Origin of the sequence: Actinopolyspora lacussalsi (genome assembly GCA_030803735.1) — a bacterium.
Classification (GTDB): domain Bacteria; phylum Actinomycetota; class Actinomycetes; order Mycobacteriales; family Pseudonocardiaceae; genus Actinopolyspora; species Actinopolyspora lacussalsi.
The window spans coordinates 1,994,444-2,008,783 of the sequence record JAURUC010000001.1 but is presented as its reverse complement, the minus strand read 5'-3'; the positions used below and the strand labels follow the sequence as shown (position 1 = coordinate 2,008,783).

Sequence of the window (14,340 nt, the reverse complement as noted above, 5' to 3'; positions counted from 1 at the left end):
CTTCGCGGACGCGCTCGTCGAGCTGTTGGTCGGAATCGACCCCGTCGGTCACTCGGCCAGTCTCCCGTAGCGGAGCAGAAGCATCGATTCGTCGGCGTACAGCGCCGAGAGCAGCCGCATGCCACGCGGTGTTCCGGCCACTGGGCCTGTGGCGATCCTACTGGTGTCCCCGCTGGTCAGCAGTGGTGACACGGTGAGGCAGAGTTCGTCGACCACGTCAGCGGCGATCAGGGCTCCGAACAGGCCGGGACCACCCTCGCAACCGATGCGGTACAGCCCGCGCCGTGCCAGCTCCCGCAGGGCCGTCGGGAGGTCGACCTCGTTCCGCCCGGCCGTCACCACATCGGCGCCCGCCTCGGTCAGCGCGGCGACGCGCTCGACGGGCGCGGCCTCGCTGGTGAGCACGATCGGGGTGGTGACCGTGTCGGTGAGCAGCGGCGATGCTGGGTCGATCGAACCGCTGCCGGTGACCACCGCTATCGGGGGCACTTCACCCAGACCGCGTTCGGCACGTCGTCGGGTGCGCGCCTCGGTGCGCCGCAATCCCCGGTATCCCTCGGCCGCCGCGGTTCCGGCCCCGACCAGCACGACATCCGAGAGATCCCGGATCAGCGAGAGCACGCGTCGGTCCACGGGGCTGGACAACCCGCGTGAACCGCCGTTCACCGCCGCGGCGCCGTCCAGGCTGGAGACGAAGTTCACCCTCACCCACGGGCGACTCAGCTCCGAGGGGTACTCGTAGAAACTTTCCAGCTCGTCGGCCGTTTCCGGCTCGCTGTCCACCTGTTTCGTCTCTGGAACGGGCCACAGCTGCTGCATGGTCCCATCACAGCACGCCCACGGGCAGCCACGAGCCTCCGGTTACAGTTCCAGCATGAGCATGCCGCGCCTGGTCGACCGCCATCCCGAGCTCGGTTCCGACGAACTGGTCGCCGCGCTGACTCCTCCACCGCGCTTCGACGAAGTACGGTTCGACAACTACCTGCCCAACCCGGCGGAGCCCAGTCAGGCCGCGGCGGTCGCCGCCTGCAGGGAGTTCGCCGCCGATACCGGACGCTCCGCCTCCGGTGGAGGGTCCTGGTTGCGCTCGTTGTTCGGCCGGGGAGGCAGGAACGGCCACTCCGGTGGCCTGCCCGGGCTCTACCTGGACGGCGGTTTCGGCGTGGGCAAGACGCACCTGCTCGCCTCGCTCTGGCACGAGGTCGAGCAGCCGAAGGCTTACGCCACGTTCGTCGAGCTGACCAATCTCGTGGGTGTGCTCGGCTTCAACGAGGCCGTGCGCAGGCTCTCCGGCCATCGACTGTTGGCCATCGACGAGTTCGAGCTCGACGACCCCGGGGACACGATGCTGGTCACCCAGCTGCTGAGCAGACTCACCGACGCCGGAGTGAGGGTGGCCGCGACCTCGAACACACTGCCCGACAAGCTGGGCGAGGGCAGGTTCGCCGCCGTGGACTTCCTGCGGGAGATTCACGCGATGGCCGAGCGGTTCCGCGTCGTGCGCGTCGACGGTCCCGACTACCGGCACCGCGATCAGCCCGAACCACCTGAACCGCTCGAGGAGACCGAGCTCGCCGAGCGGGCGCGTGCCACCCCCGCTGCCACCTTCGACGACTTCGAACAGCTGTGCGCCCACCTGCAGCGGGTGCATCCCTCCAAGTACGGCCGAATGGTCGACGATGTCGCCGCGGTTCACCTGAGCGGGGTGCACACCGTGCCGAATCAGGGGGTGGCGCTGCGGGTGGTGGCGCTCGCCGATCGGCTCTACGACCGCGCGGTACCGGTGCGCGTCTCCGGCGAGCCGTTGTCCGTACTGTTCGGCGAGGAGATGCTGGCGGGGGGTTACCGCAAGAAGTACCTGCGTGCGCTGAGCAGGCTCACCGCGCTCTCCAGGGAGCTGGCCACCTCCTGAGCCGGGCGGGTTCCTGAGCCTGGCTGGGCGGTTCCGGTGCACCGGTAGCCGGCCGCCCTGTCCTGTCAGCCCTGTCCTGTCAGCGTTCGGTGGTGAGCACGTGTGCCACGGCGTCCAGGCCGGAGTCCAGCTCCTCCGGGGTGATCACCAGCGGTGGGGCTATCCGCAGCGTGTTCTCCTGGGTCTGCTTGCAGAGCACACCGCGCCGCATCAGTTCCGTGGCCGCGGTGAGTCCTTCGGGGCCGCCCGGCGAGATGTCGACGCCCGCCCACAGGCCGCGGCCGCGGACCTCGGAAACACCGTTACCGACCAGCTGGTTCAAGCGGGCGTGTAGCCGGTCACCGAGCTCGCGCGCCCGATCCTGGAAGTATCCGCTGGACAGCAGGTTCACCACCGCTCGACCCACCGCGCAGGCCAGCGGATTGCCGCCGAACGTCGAGCCGTGCTCCCCGGGACGCAGCACACCGAGCACTGCGCGGCTTCCCACCACCGCGGAAACGGGGAGGATTCCCCCGCCGAGGGCCTTGCCCAGGGTGTAGAGGTCCGCGTGTACCCCCTCGTGCGAGGTCGCCAGCAGCTCGCCGGTCCGGGCCAGTCCCGATTGGATCTCGTCCGCGATCAGCAGCACGTTGTTGTCGTCGCACAGCCTTCGCAGTTCGCGCAGGTATCCCTGCTCGGGCACGATCACCCCCGCCTCGCCCTGGATGGGTTCGACGAGGACGGCAGCTGTGTCGGGGGTGATAGCCGACTCGACCGCGGCGGCGTCGCCGTAATCGGTGACGACGAAGCCGGGGGTGTAGGGGCCGTAGTCGGCGCGCGCCTCGGGGTCGGTGGAGAACGACACGATCGTGGTGGTGCGGCCGTGGAAGTTGGATCCCGCCACGACGATCTCCGCACGGTCCTCGGCGACCCCCTTGACCCGGTAGGCCCACTTGCGGGCGACCTTGATCGCCGACTCCACGGCCTCGGCCCCGGAGTTCATGGGCAGCACCATTTCCGTGCCGGTCAGTTCGGCCAGCTCCCGGCAGAACGGCCCGAACTGGTCGTGGTGGAACGCTCTGCTGGTCAATGTCACACGTTCGAGTTGTTCCGTCGCGGCAGCGACCAGGTCCGGGTGGCGGTGCCCGAAGTTCAGCGCCGAATAGCCCGCCAGGAAGTCGAGGTACTCGTTACCGTCCACATCCGTCACCCACGCTCCGGTGCCCTTCGAGAGCACCACCGGAAGTGGGTGGTAGTTGTGCGCGGAGTAGGTCTCGTCCAGTGCCAGGAACTCGGATGTCTCGGTAGGCGTGCCACGCACGCTCGGTACGGCCGCGGTCATGGCAACAGACTATGTCGTCACGGCAACACTTTCAGCCGCGACACATTGCTTCCTTTGGTTGTTCGTTGCGTCGTGGTTCCGGTGTGCACGTCTTCGTTGTGCGCTTTCACCCGTTGGGGTGGGAAGCCTCGCCTGCTGTCCTCCCGTGCCTCGCCCGCCGCGGGGCTGCTCCGTACGGGCCCCGGCCCGTTCCGACTTTCCGGTGAGGGGGTCTCACACGATCGCAGCCAATTCCGGCGGATTTCCCGTGTTCGCCTTTCGTGACCTTCGGTGTGTTGATAATCACGGACGGTCGATCAAGGCCACCGGAGGTATCCGTGCGCAAATCCGTGCTGTCGAACAGCTGTTCCGCCGTCCTGGCTGCCGCCCTGCTCCCACTGCTGGCCCCCGCCGCGAGCGCCGCGAACGACCTCGCCGATCCGGTCGAGTACGCGGCCCTCGGCGACTCCTACGCGTCCGGCGTGGGAATCGGAAACTACACCTCGGAGAGCGGTGACTGCCTGCGGAGCCCACAGGCTTATCCGCGACTGATGGCGGACCGGGGAACGGTCGATTCCCTGGACTTCGCCGCGTGCGCGGGGGCGCAGACCCCGGATGTCCTGAACGAGCAGGTCAACGCGCTGAGCGCGAGTACCGATGTGGTCACCGTCTCGATCGGCGGCAACGACGCCGGATTCGTCGATGTGATCACCACCTGCAACGCCGGCGGCGACCAGACCTGTGACGACGCGGTCACCGAGGCGGAGAACTACGCCACCCAACAGCTTCCCGCCGAGTTGGCCGAGACCTACGACGCGATCGCCGCCGCGGCTCCGCAAGCCCGAGTGGCCGTCGTGGGCTATCCGAGGCTGTTCGAGCTCGGCCCCTGCCTGTCCCTGCTGAGCGAGTTCGAGCGGGGCAGGCTCAACGACGCCGCCGACACGCTCGACAGTGTGATCTCCGAGCAGGCGGCGGCCGCCGGTTTCTCGTTCCTCGACGTGCGCGACGACTTCTCCGGACACGGCGTGTGCGGTGCGCAACCCTGGATCAACGGGCTCTCCTACCCGGTCGAGGAGTCCTTCCACCCCAATGCCACCGGCCACGAGCAGGGCTTCTTGCCCGATGTTTCCGGCTTCGTCGCCACGCGGAGCCAGTTGGCGAGCTGAGCGCTCGGAGTTACCGGCGATCCCGGTCCGGGGAGCTCAGAGCAGTCTCGCGTCGTAACTGCGCGGCGCGTACTGCTGCAGGGCGGTGCGAAGCCTGCGGGCCTCGCGCCGCCTGGCCCACCATCCGCCGGTGGCGCCGACGGGGAAGATCTTGTTACCGCCGTAGTACTCGCGGGTGCGGTGCCACCACTTGGAGTGCGGAGTGAACTCCTGGTGCGCCCACACCGTCAGCGCCTGCTTCTTGCCGTTGCCCACCAGGCCCACTCTGCCGACCTGGCTCCAGGGGATCTCGCGGTGCAGCCCCATGCGGGATATCCGCAGGCCATCGCTGTTGATCTTCAGGCTGATCTCCGGTGTCAGTGCCTGCGCCAGGCACAGCACGCAGCTGAGCACGAGCAGGAACACCCCGAGTGCCAGCAGGGCCCGGCTGGGACCGTGGGTCACGGCATTCGCGCCGATCATCACCGTGCCGTAGGCCAGTGCTCCCGAGAACGCCGCCCACAACAGCGCGTTGACCCGTCTGCCGCTCCGGAACACCGGCCCCGCCAGGTCAGGCCGCACCAGCGGCCGTTCCGTCCGGCCCCGTTCCGGGCCGCCGGTCGCGACTCCGGGACGCTCGTTCGCGGTCGCGGCGCGCGAGCCCTCGGCGGGTCGGGAACCGTCCCGTGGCGTGCTCGAAGGTCCGGCAGCGGCGGCTCCCGAAGCGGCAGCGGCGGGTGTCGCCCCGGCCGCGACCGAGCCACCCCGCTCTTCCACCCGGGTGCCGTCGTTGCCCGCCGAGAGCGGTTCGCCCCGGAACACCCGGTCCAGCTCCGCGGTGTGCGCCGAGATCAGCGTCGTCACGCGTCGCGGAAGCCACTCGCCGGTGGGTGAGCCCGAATGGCCGAGGTGATCGAGCAGTTCGCCGGTGCTCGGGCGGACGTTGGGGTCCTTGGCCAGGCAGGAGGCGATCAGCGGACGCAACGTCTCCGGGACCGGCCCCAGGTCCGGTTCGGCGTGCACGACCCGGTAGAGCATGGCGGCGCTGTTCTCGTTGCCGAACGGAGCGTTCCCCGTCGCGGCGAACACCAGCACCGCCCCCAGCGAGAACACGTCGCTGGGAGGGGCGACCTCACCCCCGGTGGTCTGTTCCGGGGAGAAGAAGCCGGGGGTGCCGAAGAACATCCCGGTGGCCGTCATGCCGGTGGCGGCCATCGCCCGGGAGATGCCGAAGTCGATCACACGAGGACCGTCCGGACCGAGCAGCACGTTGGCGGGCTTGAGGTCGCGGTGGACCAGCCCCGCCCGGTGAACCGCTTGCAACGCCTCGGCCAGACCGGCTCCGAGCCTGCGCACGGTGTGTTCCGGGAACGGCCCGTGCTCCTTCACCGCCTGGTGCAGCGTGGGGCCGGGTACGTACTCGGTGGCCAACCAGGGGTGCTCCGCCTCGGGATCCGCGTCCACCACGGTCGCGGTCCAGAACCCCCCGACGGACGCCGACATGCTGGCCTCGCGGCGGAACCGTTCACGGAAGTCGGCGTCCTCGGCCAGTTCCGGCTTGGCCACTTTCACCGCCACCGGACGTCCCCCTCTGGAACACCCGAGGTATACCGCGCCCATCGCCCCCTTGCCGATTCTGGCGAAAAGCCGATAGTCGCCGACCTTGCTCGGCTCGCTGGTCAGCAGCGGCTGCACTGAGTTCCCCCTTCACCGTCTCGGTCACCAAGCCTAATGGTTCGGGCCGGGCGCGTGGTCCCAACCGGGTGACGTGCGGTCTCGTGCCGAGGTTGCCTTTCGGTGCTGGTGACGGTCAGGCGGGTTGTCCTCGGCTCTGCCGCGGAGCTCGGCCGTTCCGAATCGTTCTCAGTTCGCCGCCACGCGATCGACGATGTGCTCGGCTATCGCCAGGCTGGAGGTGGCCGCGGGAGACGGCGCGTTGCGCACCGTGGTGATGCCGTCCTCGTGGTTGATCCGGAAATCGTCCACCAGTGAACCGTCCCGATCCACGGCCTGTGCCCGGATTCCTGCGCCCGCGCGCCGCACATCGGTGACGCCCACCTCGGGCACGTAACGGCGTGCCGTGCGCATGTAGGCCCTTACCGAGAGGCTGCCCAGCATCTCCACCGCACCGGTGCGCCAGTGTTCGCGGGCCATCCGCCAGAATCCCGGCCAACCCGCCATGCCGCGCAGCTCGTCCAGGGACACGTCACGACGACGGTAGCCCTCCCGGTGCGGTGAGAGGACCGCGTTCGGCCCGACCTCGACCTCCCCGGAAACACGGCGGGTGAAGTGCACCCCCAGAAACGGGTAACGCGGGTCCGGAACGGGATAGATCATGCCGCGGACCAGCTCGCGCACCGACGGGGCGAGCCGCATGTATTCGCCCCGGAACGGCACGATTCGCGGTCCGTCGGCACCATCGGCCCAGCGGGACACCCGGTCCGCCCGCAGGCCGGCGCACACTACGAGCCGATCCACTGAGTGGATCCCGTCCGCGGTCTCGATGTCCACACCCCCGACCCGCCGCCGCACTCCGGTCACGGCCGTGGAAAGCAGGACGCTGCCACCCGCCCGCTCGATGTCCTCACCCAACGCTCGGGCCACCGCCGCGTAGTCGGTGATCGCGGTTTCGGGGGAGTGCAGCGCGGCCACTCCGGCGGCATGGGGCTCGATCTCGGTGATCTCCGAACCGGCCACACGTCGCAGTCCCGGAACACCGTTGCGCCGCGCGTTCGTCTCGAGCGCGTCGAAGCGGGCGAGCTCGGAACCGTCGACAGCCACCACGAGCTTGCCGCACTCCACATAGGGCAGTTCCCGCTCGGAGCAGTACTCGCGCAGCATCGACCGACCGCGAGCGCACAGTTCCGCCTTGAGACTGCCTGGTTCGTAGTACAGGCCCGCGTGCACGACACCGGAATTGTGCCCGGTCTGATGCGCACCGAGCCGGTTCTCCTTCTCGAACACGACTACCCGGGTGCTCTCGTGACGTCGAGTGAGCTCGCGCCCCACCGCCAGGCCGACGATGCCGCCCCCGACGATGCCGACGGTCCGTTCGGTCAAGTGCGTCACGTCCTCTCGCGCGTTGCTCGACGTCCTGGGAAGGGACGTTCCGTGTGCTTCCCGGAGCACGACCGTCCCGGTGGCCTCGCGTGTGGGACGACACAGTGCACCCCGGGAGCGTGCGAGCCACGACCGGATGTCAGCCGCGTTGCCGCAGGAACTCGACCGCCCTGTCCGCGTGGACCCCCATGCGGAACTCGCTGCGGATCACCCGCAGGACACGGCTGTCGCGATCGATCAGGAAGGTGTGCCGTTTCACCGGCAGCGGACCGAAACCGCGACGGACGCCGAAGGAACGCGCCACCGTACCGTCCTCGTCGGAGAGCAGGGGGAATCCCAGTGAGTTCCGCTCCGCGAACCGGGCCTGTTCGTCCACCGGGTCCGGGCTGATACCGACCGGCTGGGCGTCCAGCACGGCGAACTCGGTCGCCAGGTCCCGGAAGTGACAGCTCTCCGTGGTGCATCCGGAGGTCATGGCGGCCGGGTAGAAGAACAGCACCACGATGCCGCCGGTCAGCAGTTCGGACAGCGTGCGCTGCGCTCCGCGCTGATCGGTCAGTTCGAAATCCGGGACGAGTTCGCCAGACCGCACCAGGACTCCTTTCGAGATGCCGTTTCGGCTCGCGTGCCCGGATCGATCGGAGCGAGTCGTTCCACCACGAACTCCCGACGTCTCCGATGATCGGCTTCGGCCCCCTACCGAACCTACCCTTTCGGACGGTCCCGTTGGTCGGTGAGGTTTGAGCCCCCCTGCCACGGGGTAACGCGAGGCCACACGGATCGCCCGATGCCGAGTGGAGGTGTTTGACGAATGGCCGGGAGCCTGAGCGGACTGCGCGTGGCTTTCCTGGTCGCCGGTGAAGGAGTCGAGCAGGTGGAGTTGACACGTCCCTGGCAGGCGGTCGAGCAGGCCGGTGGGCTACCGGAGCTGGTTTCGGTTTCCTCCGGTTCCGTTCGGGCGTTCCACCATCTCGACAAGGCGGACACCTTCCCGGTGGACCGGATAGTCACCGATGCCGATGTGGCCGATTACGCGGGGCTGGTCCTACCCGGTGGTGTGGCGAACCCGGATGCCCTGCGCAGGGTGCCGGAAGCCGTTCGTTTCGTCGCCGAGTTCTTCGCCGACCAGAAACCGGTCGCAGCGATCTGCCACGCCCCGTGGACGCTCATCGAGGCGGACGTAGTGCGTGGTCGGCGAATGACCTCGTATCCGAGCCTGGCCACCGATCTGCGCAACGCCGGAGCGGAGTGGACCGACGAGCGGGTCGTCGTCGATTCCGGGCTGGTCACCAGCCGTAATCCCGATGATCTCGACGCCTTCTGCGAAAAGGCGGTCGAGGAGTTGGCCGAGGGCAGGCATCGTTCCCAGGCCCGCAGCGCTCCCGGCTCCGGAACCGGATGACCGGCGGGGCCGGGCCCCACGCGAACTCCGTGCCGGGGGTGTCGGCCCACCGAACGGTTCGCGCTCGGCCAGAGCCGAGCGCCCACGGTGACGGGGCGGTGGCGACTGACTCTCCTACCCAGGGGACCTCACCCGAGGACGACCCCATTACCCGAGGACAACCTCATCACCCGAAAGGGAAGGAGCCGACCGTGGCTGTGGATCGAGCCGAGCTGAAAACGAGTCTGTCCGGACTGGATTTCCCGGCGAGCAAGGACCGGATCGTCGAGTACGCGGAGAACAACGGTGCCGACGCGGAACTGCTCGCCGCGTTGCGTGCCATGCCGCGTGCCGACGAGTACGAGAACCTCACCGAGGTGGGGCGTTCGCTCCAACTCGACCCGGCTTCCCAGCAGGGGCAGACCGATGCCGACAAGGCCGACCAGAACACCCGGCGTACCGCGGACGGACTGGCCGAGCACGAGACCGAGACCACCAACAACCCCATCGTGGAGGAACTGGGGGAGAACCGCGGCAGTTGAGCGCGTTGCCACGTGTCCTCGCTCGCGGTCAGGGGCCGACATCGGACAGCCAACACCCGACTTCGGCCCTCCGCGAGGGGCGGCGGGTAGCCGCTTCCGGAGCCGCCTCGTCCAGCACGGTTGGCGCCGGACCGTGTGGAGTCAGTCGACCAGCGCCTGGTACACCAGCGCCTGCAGCCGTGTCCTGATCGGATGAGCGCTGGAGGGCATCAGCTGGGTCAGGAAGAGCACGGTCAGGTCCTCGCCGGGATCCACCCAGAACGCGGTGCTCGCCATCCCGCCCCAGGCGTACTGTCCCTGCGAGGACAGCACCTTCGATGCCTGCGGGCGGTCGGTTACCGAGAACCCCAGCCCGAAACCCTTCCCCGCGTTGGTGGACTCGGAGAACGACCCCATCGCCGTCTCGGCCAGATCAGCTCCGCCCGGCAGGTGGTTGCGGGTCATGAACCCGACCGTGCGGTTGCTCAGCAGCCGGTTGCCGTCGAGCACTCCGCCGCCGAGCAGCATCTGCGTGAAGCGGTGGTAGTCGCGTGCGGACGAGACCAGGCCGCCACCTCCGGAAAGTACCCGGGGGCGGCTGGTGCTCACCCGGTTCAACCGTTCGTTGCGTACGGCGCGGCGCGTGCGGTCCACGCTGTAGAGCGCGGCCAGCCGGTCCAGCTCCGACTCCGCCACCGCGAAATCGGTGTCGCGCATGTCCAGTGGTTCGAAGACGTTCGCCCGGAAGAACTCGTCGAGCGTGCTGCCGGAGATCACCTCTATCACGCGTCCGAGCACGTCGGTCGCCACCGAGTAGTTCCAGGCCGTACCGGGGTCGAACAGCAGTGGCAGCCGGGCCCACGCGGCACACGCCCCGGCCAGATCGAGCTCCGCCGGGTAGCCGTTCTCGAACCCCTGCTCACGATAAATCTGGTCCACCGGGTGGATCCGGTGGAAGCCGTAGGTGAGCCCCGCGGTGTGGGTGAGCAGGTGCCAGATCCTGATCGGTTCGGTGGCGGGGCGCGTCTGTGCGGCGGCGGCCGAGCCCCCGGTGTAGACGCGGGGCTGGTCGAACTCCGGAAGGTAATCGGCCACTGGGTCGGTGAGTTCCAGCAGTCCCCGTTCGTAGAGCATCATCGCGGCCACCGAGGTGACCGGTTTGCTCATCGAGTAGATCCGAAAGATCGTGTCCGTCTCCACCGGGAGTCCTGCTTCCAGATCACGCATCCCGTGGGTGCGGAGGTAGGCGATCTTTCCGTGCCGCGCGATCAGCACCAGCCAGCCGGGCAGCCTGCCGTCGGTGACGTAGTCGGCGAAATGCTGTTCGATCCGTTCCAGCCGCGTCGGGCAGAGTCCCACATCGGTGGGCTCGACCTCGGTTTGCAGTTGCCCCACGCCGAACTCCTCTCCGCATCCGCCCCGTTGCTTCGACGCCCCGTTGCTTCGACCCCGCGTTGCTTCGGCCCTGTCCGCCGAGGACTCACGGTGGAACGGTGTCGTCCCGAAACGCCGGAAAACCACGGTCCCACCGCATTCTGATACATCCCGCCCGGTCGCGACAGCGACGATCCGAGTGCGTCGTTCTCGCCCGTTCGGTCGAGGGCGCGTTCCGCGTGGTTTGCGTGCGACGCGCTCGCGGGTAGTCGTGCTGGCAACCGTTCCCACCGGTTCGGGTGAAGCAATGGAAGCGAGACGGAGGCGACCATGTCGGATCCGTTCGACGGTGAGACTCCTTCGGCGGACGAGACGGTCTCCGAGGGGGACCGGACCAGAGACCCCGCCCAGCTGCAGTCGGCCGCTGATCTGGACGAGGACGAACTCGCCGCGGACCCGTTGGAGGAGGGGATCGAACCCCCCGATGACTGGTCCCCCGTGAGCCGGCAGCGCCCGACACCGAGCGAACAGGCGGAGGGGAGCGGGTTGGAGAGCAGGTTGGCGGAGCAACGCCCCGACTTCGACGCGGGTGGTGCGGACGTGCTCGACGCATCGTCGGTCACCGACTCGGCGGAGTCCCGTGACGAGCCCGGTGAAACCGGTGAGCACGGTGAGATCGGTGGGGAAGGGGCTGCCGAGGAGGAGCGTCCGATACGGACCTTCCACGCCGACGTGCTGGAAGCGGAACGGGTGGAGAGCACCGGGCGCAGCGCCTCGTCAACCGAGGGCATCGAGGCTACCGACTCCGGAGTCGTGCAACGGGCACCGGAAGAGGACGCCGAACGGGTGGAGGACGATGGACGCTGAGCGGGACACCACAGCCGCGACTTCCTCGGGGCGAGAGGTGTCGTTGCCCGCGAAGGAGACCAGCGGTGACGAGGAGTTGACCGGTGATCTGGCCGGGCTCGACAACCCGGGTGGACTCGTGGTGTTCGTGCACGGCAGTGGTTCCTCGCGGCACAGTCCGCGCAACGTCGCCGTAGCCGAACGGTTGAACGGGACGGGGTTGGCCACGTTGCTGTTGGACCTGTTGACGCCCCGGGAACGGCTCCAGGACGAGCTCGACGGCAGGCTCCGGTTCGACGTCGAGTTGCTGACCGCCAGGGTGCTGGGGGTGCTCGACTGGATCTCCGAGCGTGGCGAACTGCGGAATCGCCCGTTGGGGTTGTTCGGTGCCAGCACCGGGGCGGCCGCCGCCCTGGGAGCGGCCGTCCGCAGACCGCACGACGTGCGTGCGGTGGTATCGCGCGGCGGACGTCCCGATCTGACCACCGAGCGGGTCGCCGCCCTGCGGGCACCGACGCTGTTGATCGTGGGCGAGCGCGACAGCGAGGTGTTGCGGCTCAACGAGAACGTGGCTCGACACATCCCGATCGACCACGAGGTACACCGGGTTCCCGGTGCCACTCACCTGTTCGAGGAGAACGGTGCGCTGCGGCAGGTCGCCGAGGTCGCCGGTGCCTGGTTCTCCCGTTATCTGTCCACCACGGCCACCGCATGAATCGGGGGTGTCGTCCCGGCCGTGGATTTCTGGCCGTGGATTCCCGGCCGTGGGATTCGCGGCACCCCGGATTCGCCACGCCGCGGAGCGGGGCCGTTCGTCGCGCGGCGCGGGCTGTTTTCGTGCCGTTGTCGAACTACTAGGGTAACCAGGGTTACTGTTCGGTAATTCTCGGTCGAGTACTTCCCGAACGTCGAGCCCCCGCTCGACGTTCGGTCGTTGCGCGAAAGGACGTAAGTGGTGGGGCAGATCCAACGTGTCGGTGTCGTGGGTGGCGGTCTGATGGGGTCGGGTATCGCCGAGGTCAGTATCCGGGCAGGTCTCGACGTGGTGCTTTCCGAGATCGACGAGAGCGCGGCGGAGGCGGCCCGGGCGCGGATCCGGAAGTCCATGGACCGCGCGGTCGGCAACGGCAAGCTCGCCGAGGAGGACCGGGACGCGGCACTGGGCCGGTTGCGCATCACCAACGAACTGGCCGAACAGGCCGACCGGCAGCTGGTGGTCGAGGCCGTGGCCGAGAACCCGGACATCAAGACCGGCGTGTTCGCCGAGCTCGACAGGGTGGTCACCGACCGGGACGCGGTGTTGGCCTCCAACACCTCGTCCATTCCGATCGCGAAGCTGGCGGGAGCCACCGAGCGGCCCGGCAGTGTCATCGGTGTCCACTTCTTCAATCCGGTCCCGGTGCTCAAACTCGTCGAACTGGTGCCCGCGCTGGTCACCTCGGAGGAAACAGTGCGGGTGGCCTCGGCGTTCGCCACCGAACAGCTCGGCAAGCAACCCATCAGGGCGCAGGACAGGGCCGGTTTCGTGGTCAACGCGCTGCTGGTGCCGTACCTGCTCTCCGCGGTGCGGATGTACGAGGGCGGCTTCGCAGCTGCCGAGGACATCGACAACGGGATGGTGCTCGGCTGTGCTCACCCGATGGGGCCGTTGACGCTGGCCGACATGGTCGGGCTGGACACGATCGTCGCCATCGCCGACTCGATGCACGCCGAGTACGGCGATCCCGGTTACGCGGCCCCGCCGTTGCTGCGGCGCATGGTCGACGCCGGACTGAACGGCAAGAAGTCGGGGCGGGGATTCTACGACTACTGAGGTCCGGCTGCCACCGGAGCTCGCCCGAGGGCATGTGGCGCGGACTCGCACCGCGTGTCCTCGACCGGTGGTGCCCGGTCAACCGTTCGCGGTCTCGTCCAGCGTCGTCCGCAACGCCGCCACGGCGTGTTCCCGGTGTCGTCGCAGCAGCTCGGCCAGTTCCGCGCCGTCGCGCGCCTCGAAGGCACGCACGATCGTCTCGTGCTCCTCGAGCACGCGACTCCGGTTGTCGGGGGCGTTGTAGTACACCGCCCGGTAGGCGTCGGTGGTGTCCCACAGCGTGCGCACCATGCGCATCAGCCACGGCATGTCCGCCGGTTCCAGTATCGCGAAGTGGAACCTGCGGTTGGCCGCGATCATCTCCACCAGGTCGTCGTTCGCCGCGGCCTCGGCGACCGCACGCAGCTCCGCCCGTACCGCCGCGGAGTCGGCCTCATCGGCCTTGGTGGCCGAAACCAGGGCGGCCTCGGTCTCCAGCAGTTCGCGTAACCGGTAGACCTCGAGCAGGTCCGCCAGTGACAGCTCGGCGACCGTGTAGCCCCGGTGCGGGCGGTAGACCACCTGCCCCTCCGCCTCCAGCGTTTTGAGTGCCTCGCGGAGCGGTACCCGACTGACCCCCAGTTCGTGCGCCACGCTGTCCTGCCGTATCGGCTGGTTCGGCGCCAGCTGACGGGACAGGATCGCTCTGCGCAGCTCCTCGAGCACGAACTGCTGGGTTGTCGGCGGTCGTGGCATCTCACTCCCGTGATCCGCTGTCGGAGTCGAGTGTCCGTGGAACCTCTTCGTGTGCCCGACGGGCCCGTGGTCTCCGGGAAAGCCGTTACTGGACCGATGCGGTCGGAGGGGTAGTCCCTCTCACGTTCGGTTCGGCTTGACCGGCGCCCGCTCAACTGTATATTGGATCCAACCTTACGCCGCCGCAAGCCTTCCGTACCACCGAAGCCGTTGAGGTGATCACACTCGGCCACTCGAAAGGCTGTCGTACGGC

14 protein-coding genes are annotated in these 14,340 nt (G+C 68.5%); 7 read left to right on the top strand and 7 right to left on the bottom strand.

All coding sequences use genetic code 11. The features are described 5' to 3' along the window. Positions 1-48 precede the first annotated feature (48 nt). A complete protein-coding gene (locus J2S53_RS08830) occupies positions 49-819 on the bottom strand; it encodes a pyrimidine reductase family protein (RefSeq protein ID WP_456240586.1) in 771 nt (256 codons plus the stop codon). A gap of 55 nt (positions 820-874) precedes the next feature. On the opposite strand from J2S53_RS08830, the gene zapE reads away from it, so the two are divergent. Further along, entirely contained in the window at positions 875-1,912 is a 1,038-nt protein-coding gene (gene zapE / locus J2S53_RS08825; RefSeq protein ID WP_456240585.1) for a cell division protein ZapE, read from the top strand. A 79-nt stretch (positions 1,913-1,991) separates the two neighbouring features. Here zapE and rocD read toward each other — a convergent pair whose 3' ends face one another. Continuing rightward, positions 1,992-3,233: an ornithine--oxo-acid transaminase gene (rocD, locus tag J2S53_RS08820; RefSeq protein ID WP_456240584.1), complete on the bottom strand. Its 1,242-nt coding sequence runs from the start codon at positions 3,231-3,233 to the stop codon at positions 1,992-1,994. 317 nt (positions 3,234-3,550) lie between these two features. Here rocD and J2S53_RS08815 point away from each other — a divergent pair, with 317 nt between their 5' ends. Then, positions 3,551-4,378 carry an SGNH/GDSL hydrolase family protein gene (locus J2S53_RS08815; RefSeq protein ID WP_456240583.1) on the top strand — a complete coding sequence of 276 codons (828 nt, stop codon included), beginning with the start codon at positions 3,551-3,553 and terminating at the stop codon, positions 4,376-4,378. Positions 4,379-4,414: 36 nt separating this feature from the next. On the opposite strand, the gene J2S53_RS08810 is transcribed toward J2S53_RS08815, so the two are convergent. The 3 genes from J2S53_RS08810 to J2S53_RS08800 all read right to left on the bottom strand — a co-directional run bounded on the left by J2S53_RS08810 (position 4,415) and on the right by J2S53_RS08800 (position 8,009). Next, on the bottom strand, positions 4,415-6,052 hold the full coding sequence (locus J2S53_RS08810; protein WP_456240582.1) for a serine/threonine-protein kinase: 1,638 nt from the start codon (positions 6,050-6,052) through the stop codon (positions 4,415-4,417). 168 nt (positions 6,053-6,220) lie between these two features. After that, complete coding sequence (gene lhgO / locus J2S53_RS08805; protein ID WP_456240581.1) at positions 6,221-7,417, bottom strand: L-2-hydroxyglutarate oxidase; 1,197 nt, start codon at positions 7,415-7,417, stop codon at positions 6,221-6,223. A gap of 139 nt (positions 7,418-7,556) precedes the next feature. Next, positions 7,557-8,009, bottom strand: coding sequence for a peroxiredoxin (locus J2S53_RS08800; RefSeq protein ID WP_456240580.1), 453 nt, complete (start codon positions 8,007-8,009; stop codon positions 7,557-7,559). Positions 8,010-8,228: 219 nt separating this feature from the next. Between J2S53_RS08800 and J2S53_RS08795 the strand changes: the two genes are divergently transcribed. Together J2S53_RS08795 and J2S53_RS08790 are read left to right on the top strand one after the other, a co-directional pair. Then, positions 8,229-8,819, top strand: a complete 591-nt coding sequence (locus J2S53_RS08795) for a type 1 glutamine amidotransferase domain-containing protein (RefSeq protein WP_456240579.1) — start codon at positions 8,229-8,231, stop codon at positions 8,817-8,819. 191 nt (positions 8,820-9,010) lie between these two features. Next, positions 9,011-9,340 (top strand): DUF2795 domain-containing protein, encoded by a 330-nt coding sequence (locus tag J2S53_RS08790; RefSeq protein WP_456240578.1) that lies wholly within the window; start codon positions 9,011-9,013, stop codon positions 9,338-9,340. Positions 9,341-9,481: 141 nt separating this feature from the next. On the opposite strand, the gene J2S53_RS08785 is transcribed toward J2S53_RS08790, so the two are convergent. Beyond that, positions 9,482-10,714: a serine hydrolase domain-containing protein gene (locus J2S53_RS08785; RefSeq protein ID WP_092979066.1), complete on the bottom strand. Its 1,233-nt coding sequence runs from the start codon at positions 10,712-10,714 to the stop codon at positions 9,482-9,484. Between the two features lie 309 nt (positions 10,715-11,023). Between J2S53_RS08785 and J2S53_RS08780 the strand changes: the two genes are divergently transcribed. The 3 genes from J2S53_RS08780 to J2S53_RS08770 all read left to right on the top strand — a co-directional run bounded on the left by J2S53_RS08780 (position 11,024) and on the right by J2S53_RS08770 (position 13,352). After that, entirely contained in the window at positions 11,024-11,560 is a 537-nt protein-coding gene (locus tag J2S53_RS08780; protein WP_456240577.1) for a hypothetical protein, read from the top strand. Continuing rightward, complete coding sequence (locus J2S53_RS08775; protein ID WP_456240576.1) at positions 11,550-12,254, top strand: dienelactone hydrolase family protein; 705 nt, start codon at positions 11,550-11,552, stop codon at positions 12,252-12,254. The genes J2S53_RS08780 and J2S53_RS08775 overlap by 11 nt, the downstream gene beginning before the upstream one ends. A 240-nt stretch (positions 12,255-12,494) precedes the next feature. Next, positions 12,495-13,352, top strand: coding sequence for a 3-hydroxybutyryl-CoA dehydrogenase (locus J2S53_RS08770; protein ID WP_092979369.1), 858 nt, complete (start codon positions 12,495-12,497; stop codon positions 13,350-13,352). A gap of 78 nt (positions 13,353-13,430) precedes the next feature. On the opposite strand, the gene J2S53_RS08765 is transcribed toward J2S53_RS08770, so the two are convergent. Beyond that, complete coding sequence (locus J2S53_RS08765; RefSeq protein WP_456240575.1) at positions 13,431-14,087, bottom strand: GntR family transcriptional regulator; 657 nt, start codon at positions 14,085-14,087, stop codon at positions 13,431-13,433. Between the last annotated feature and the right edge of the window lie 253 nt (positions 14,088-14,340).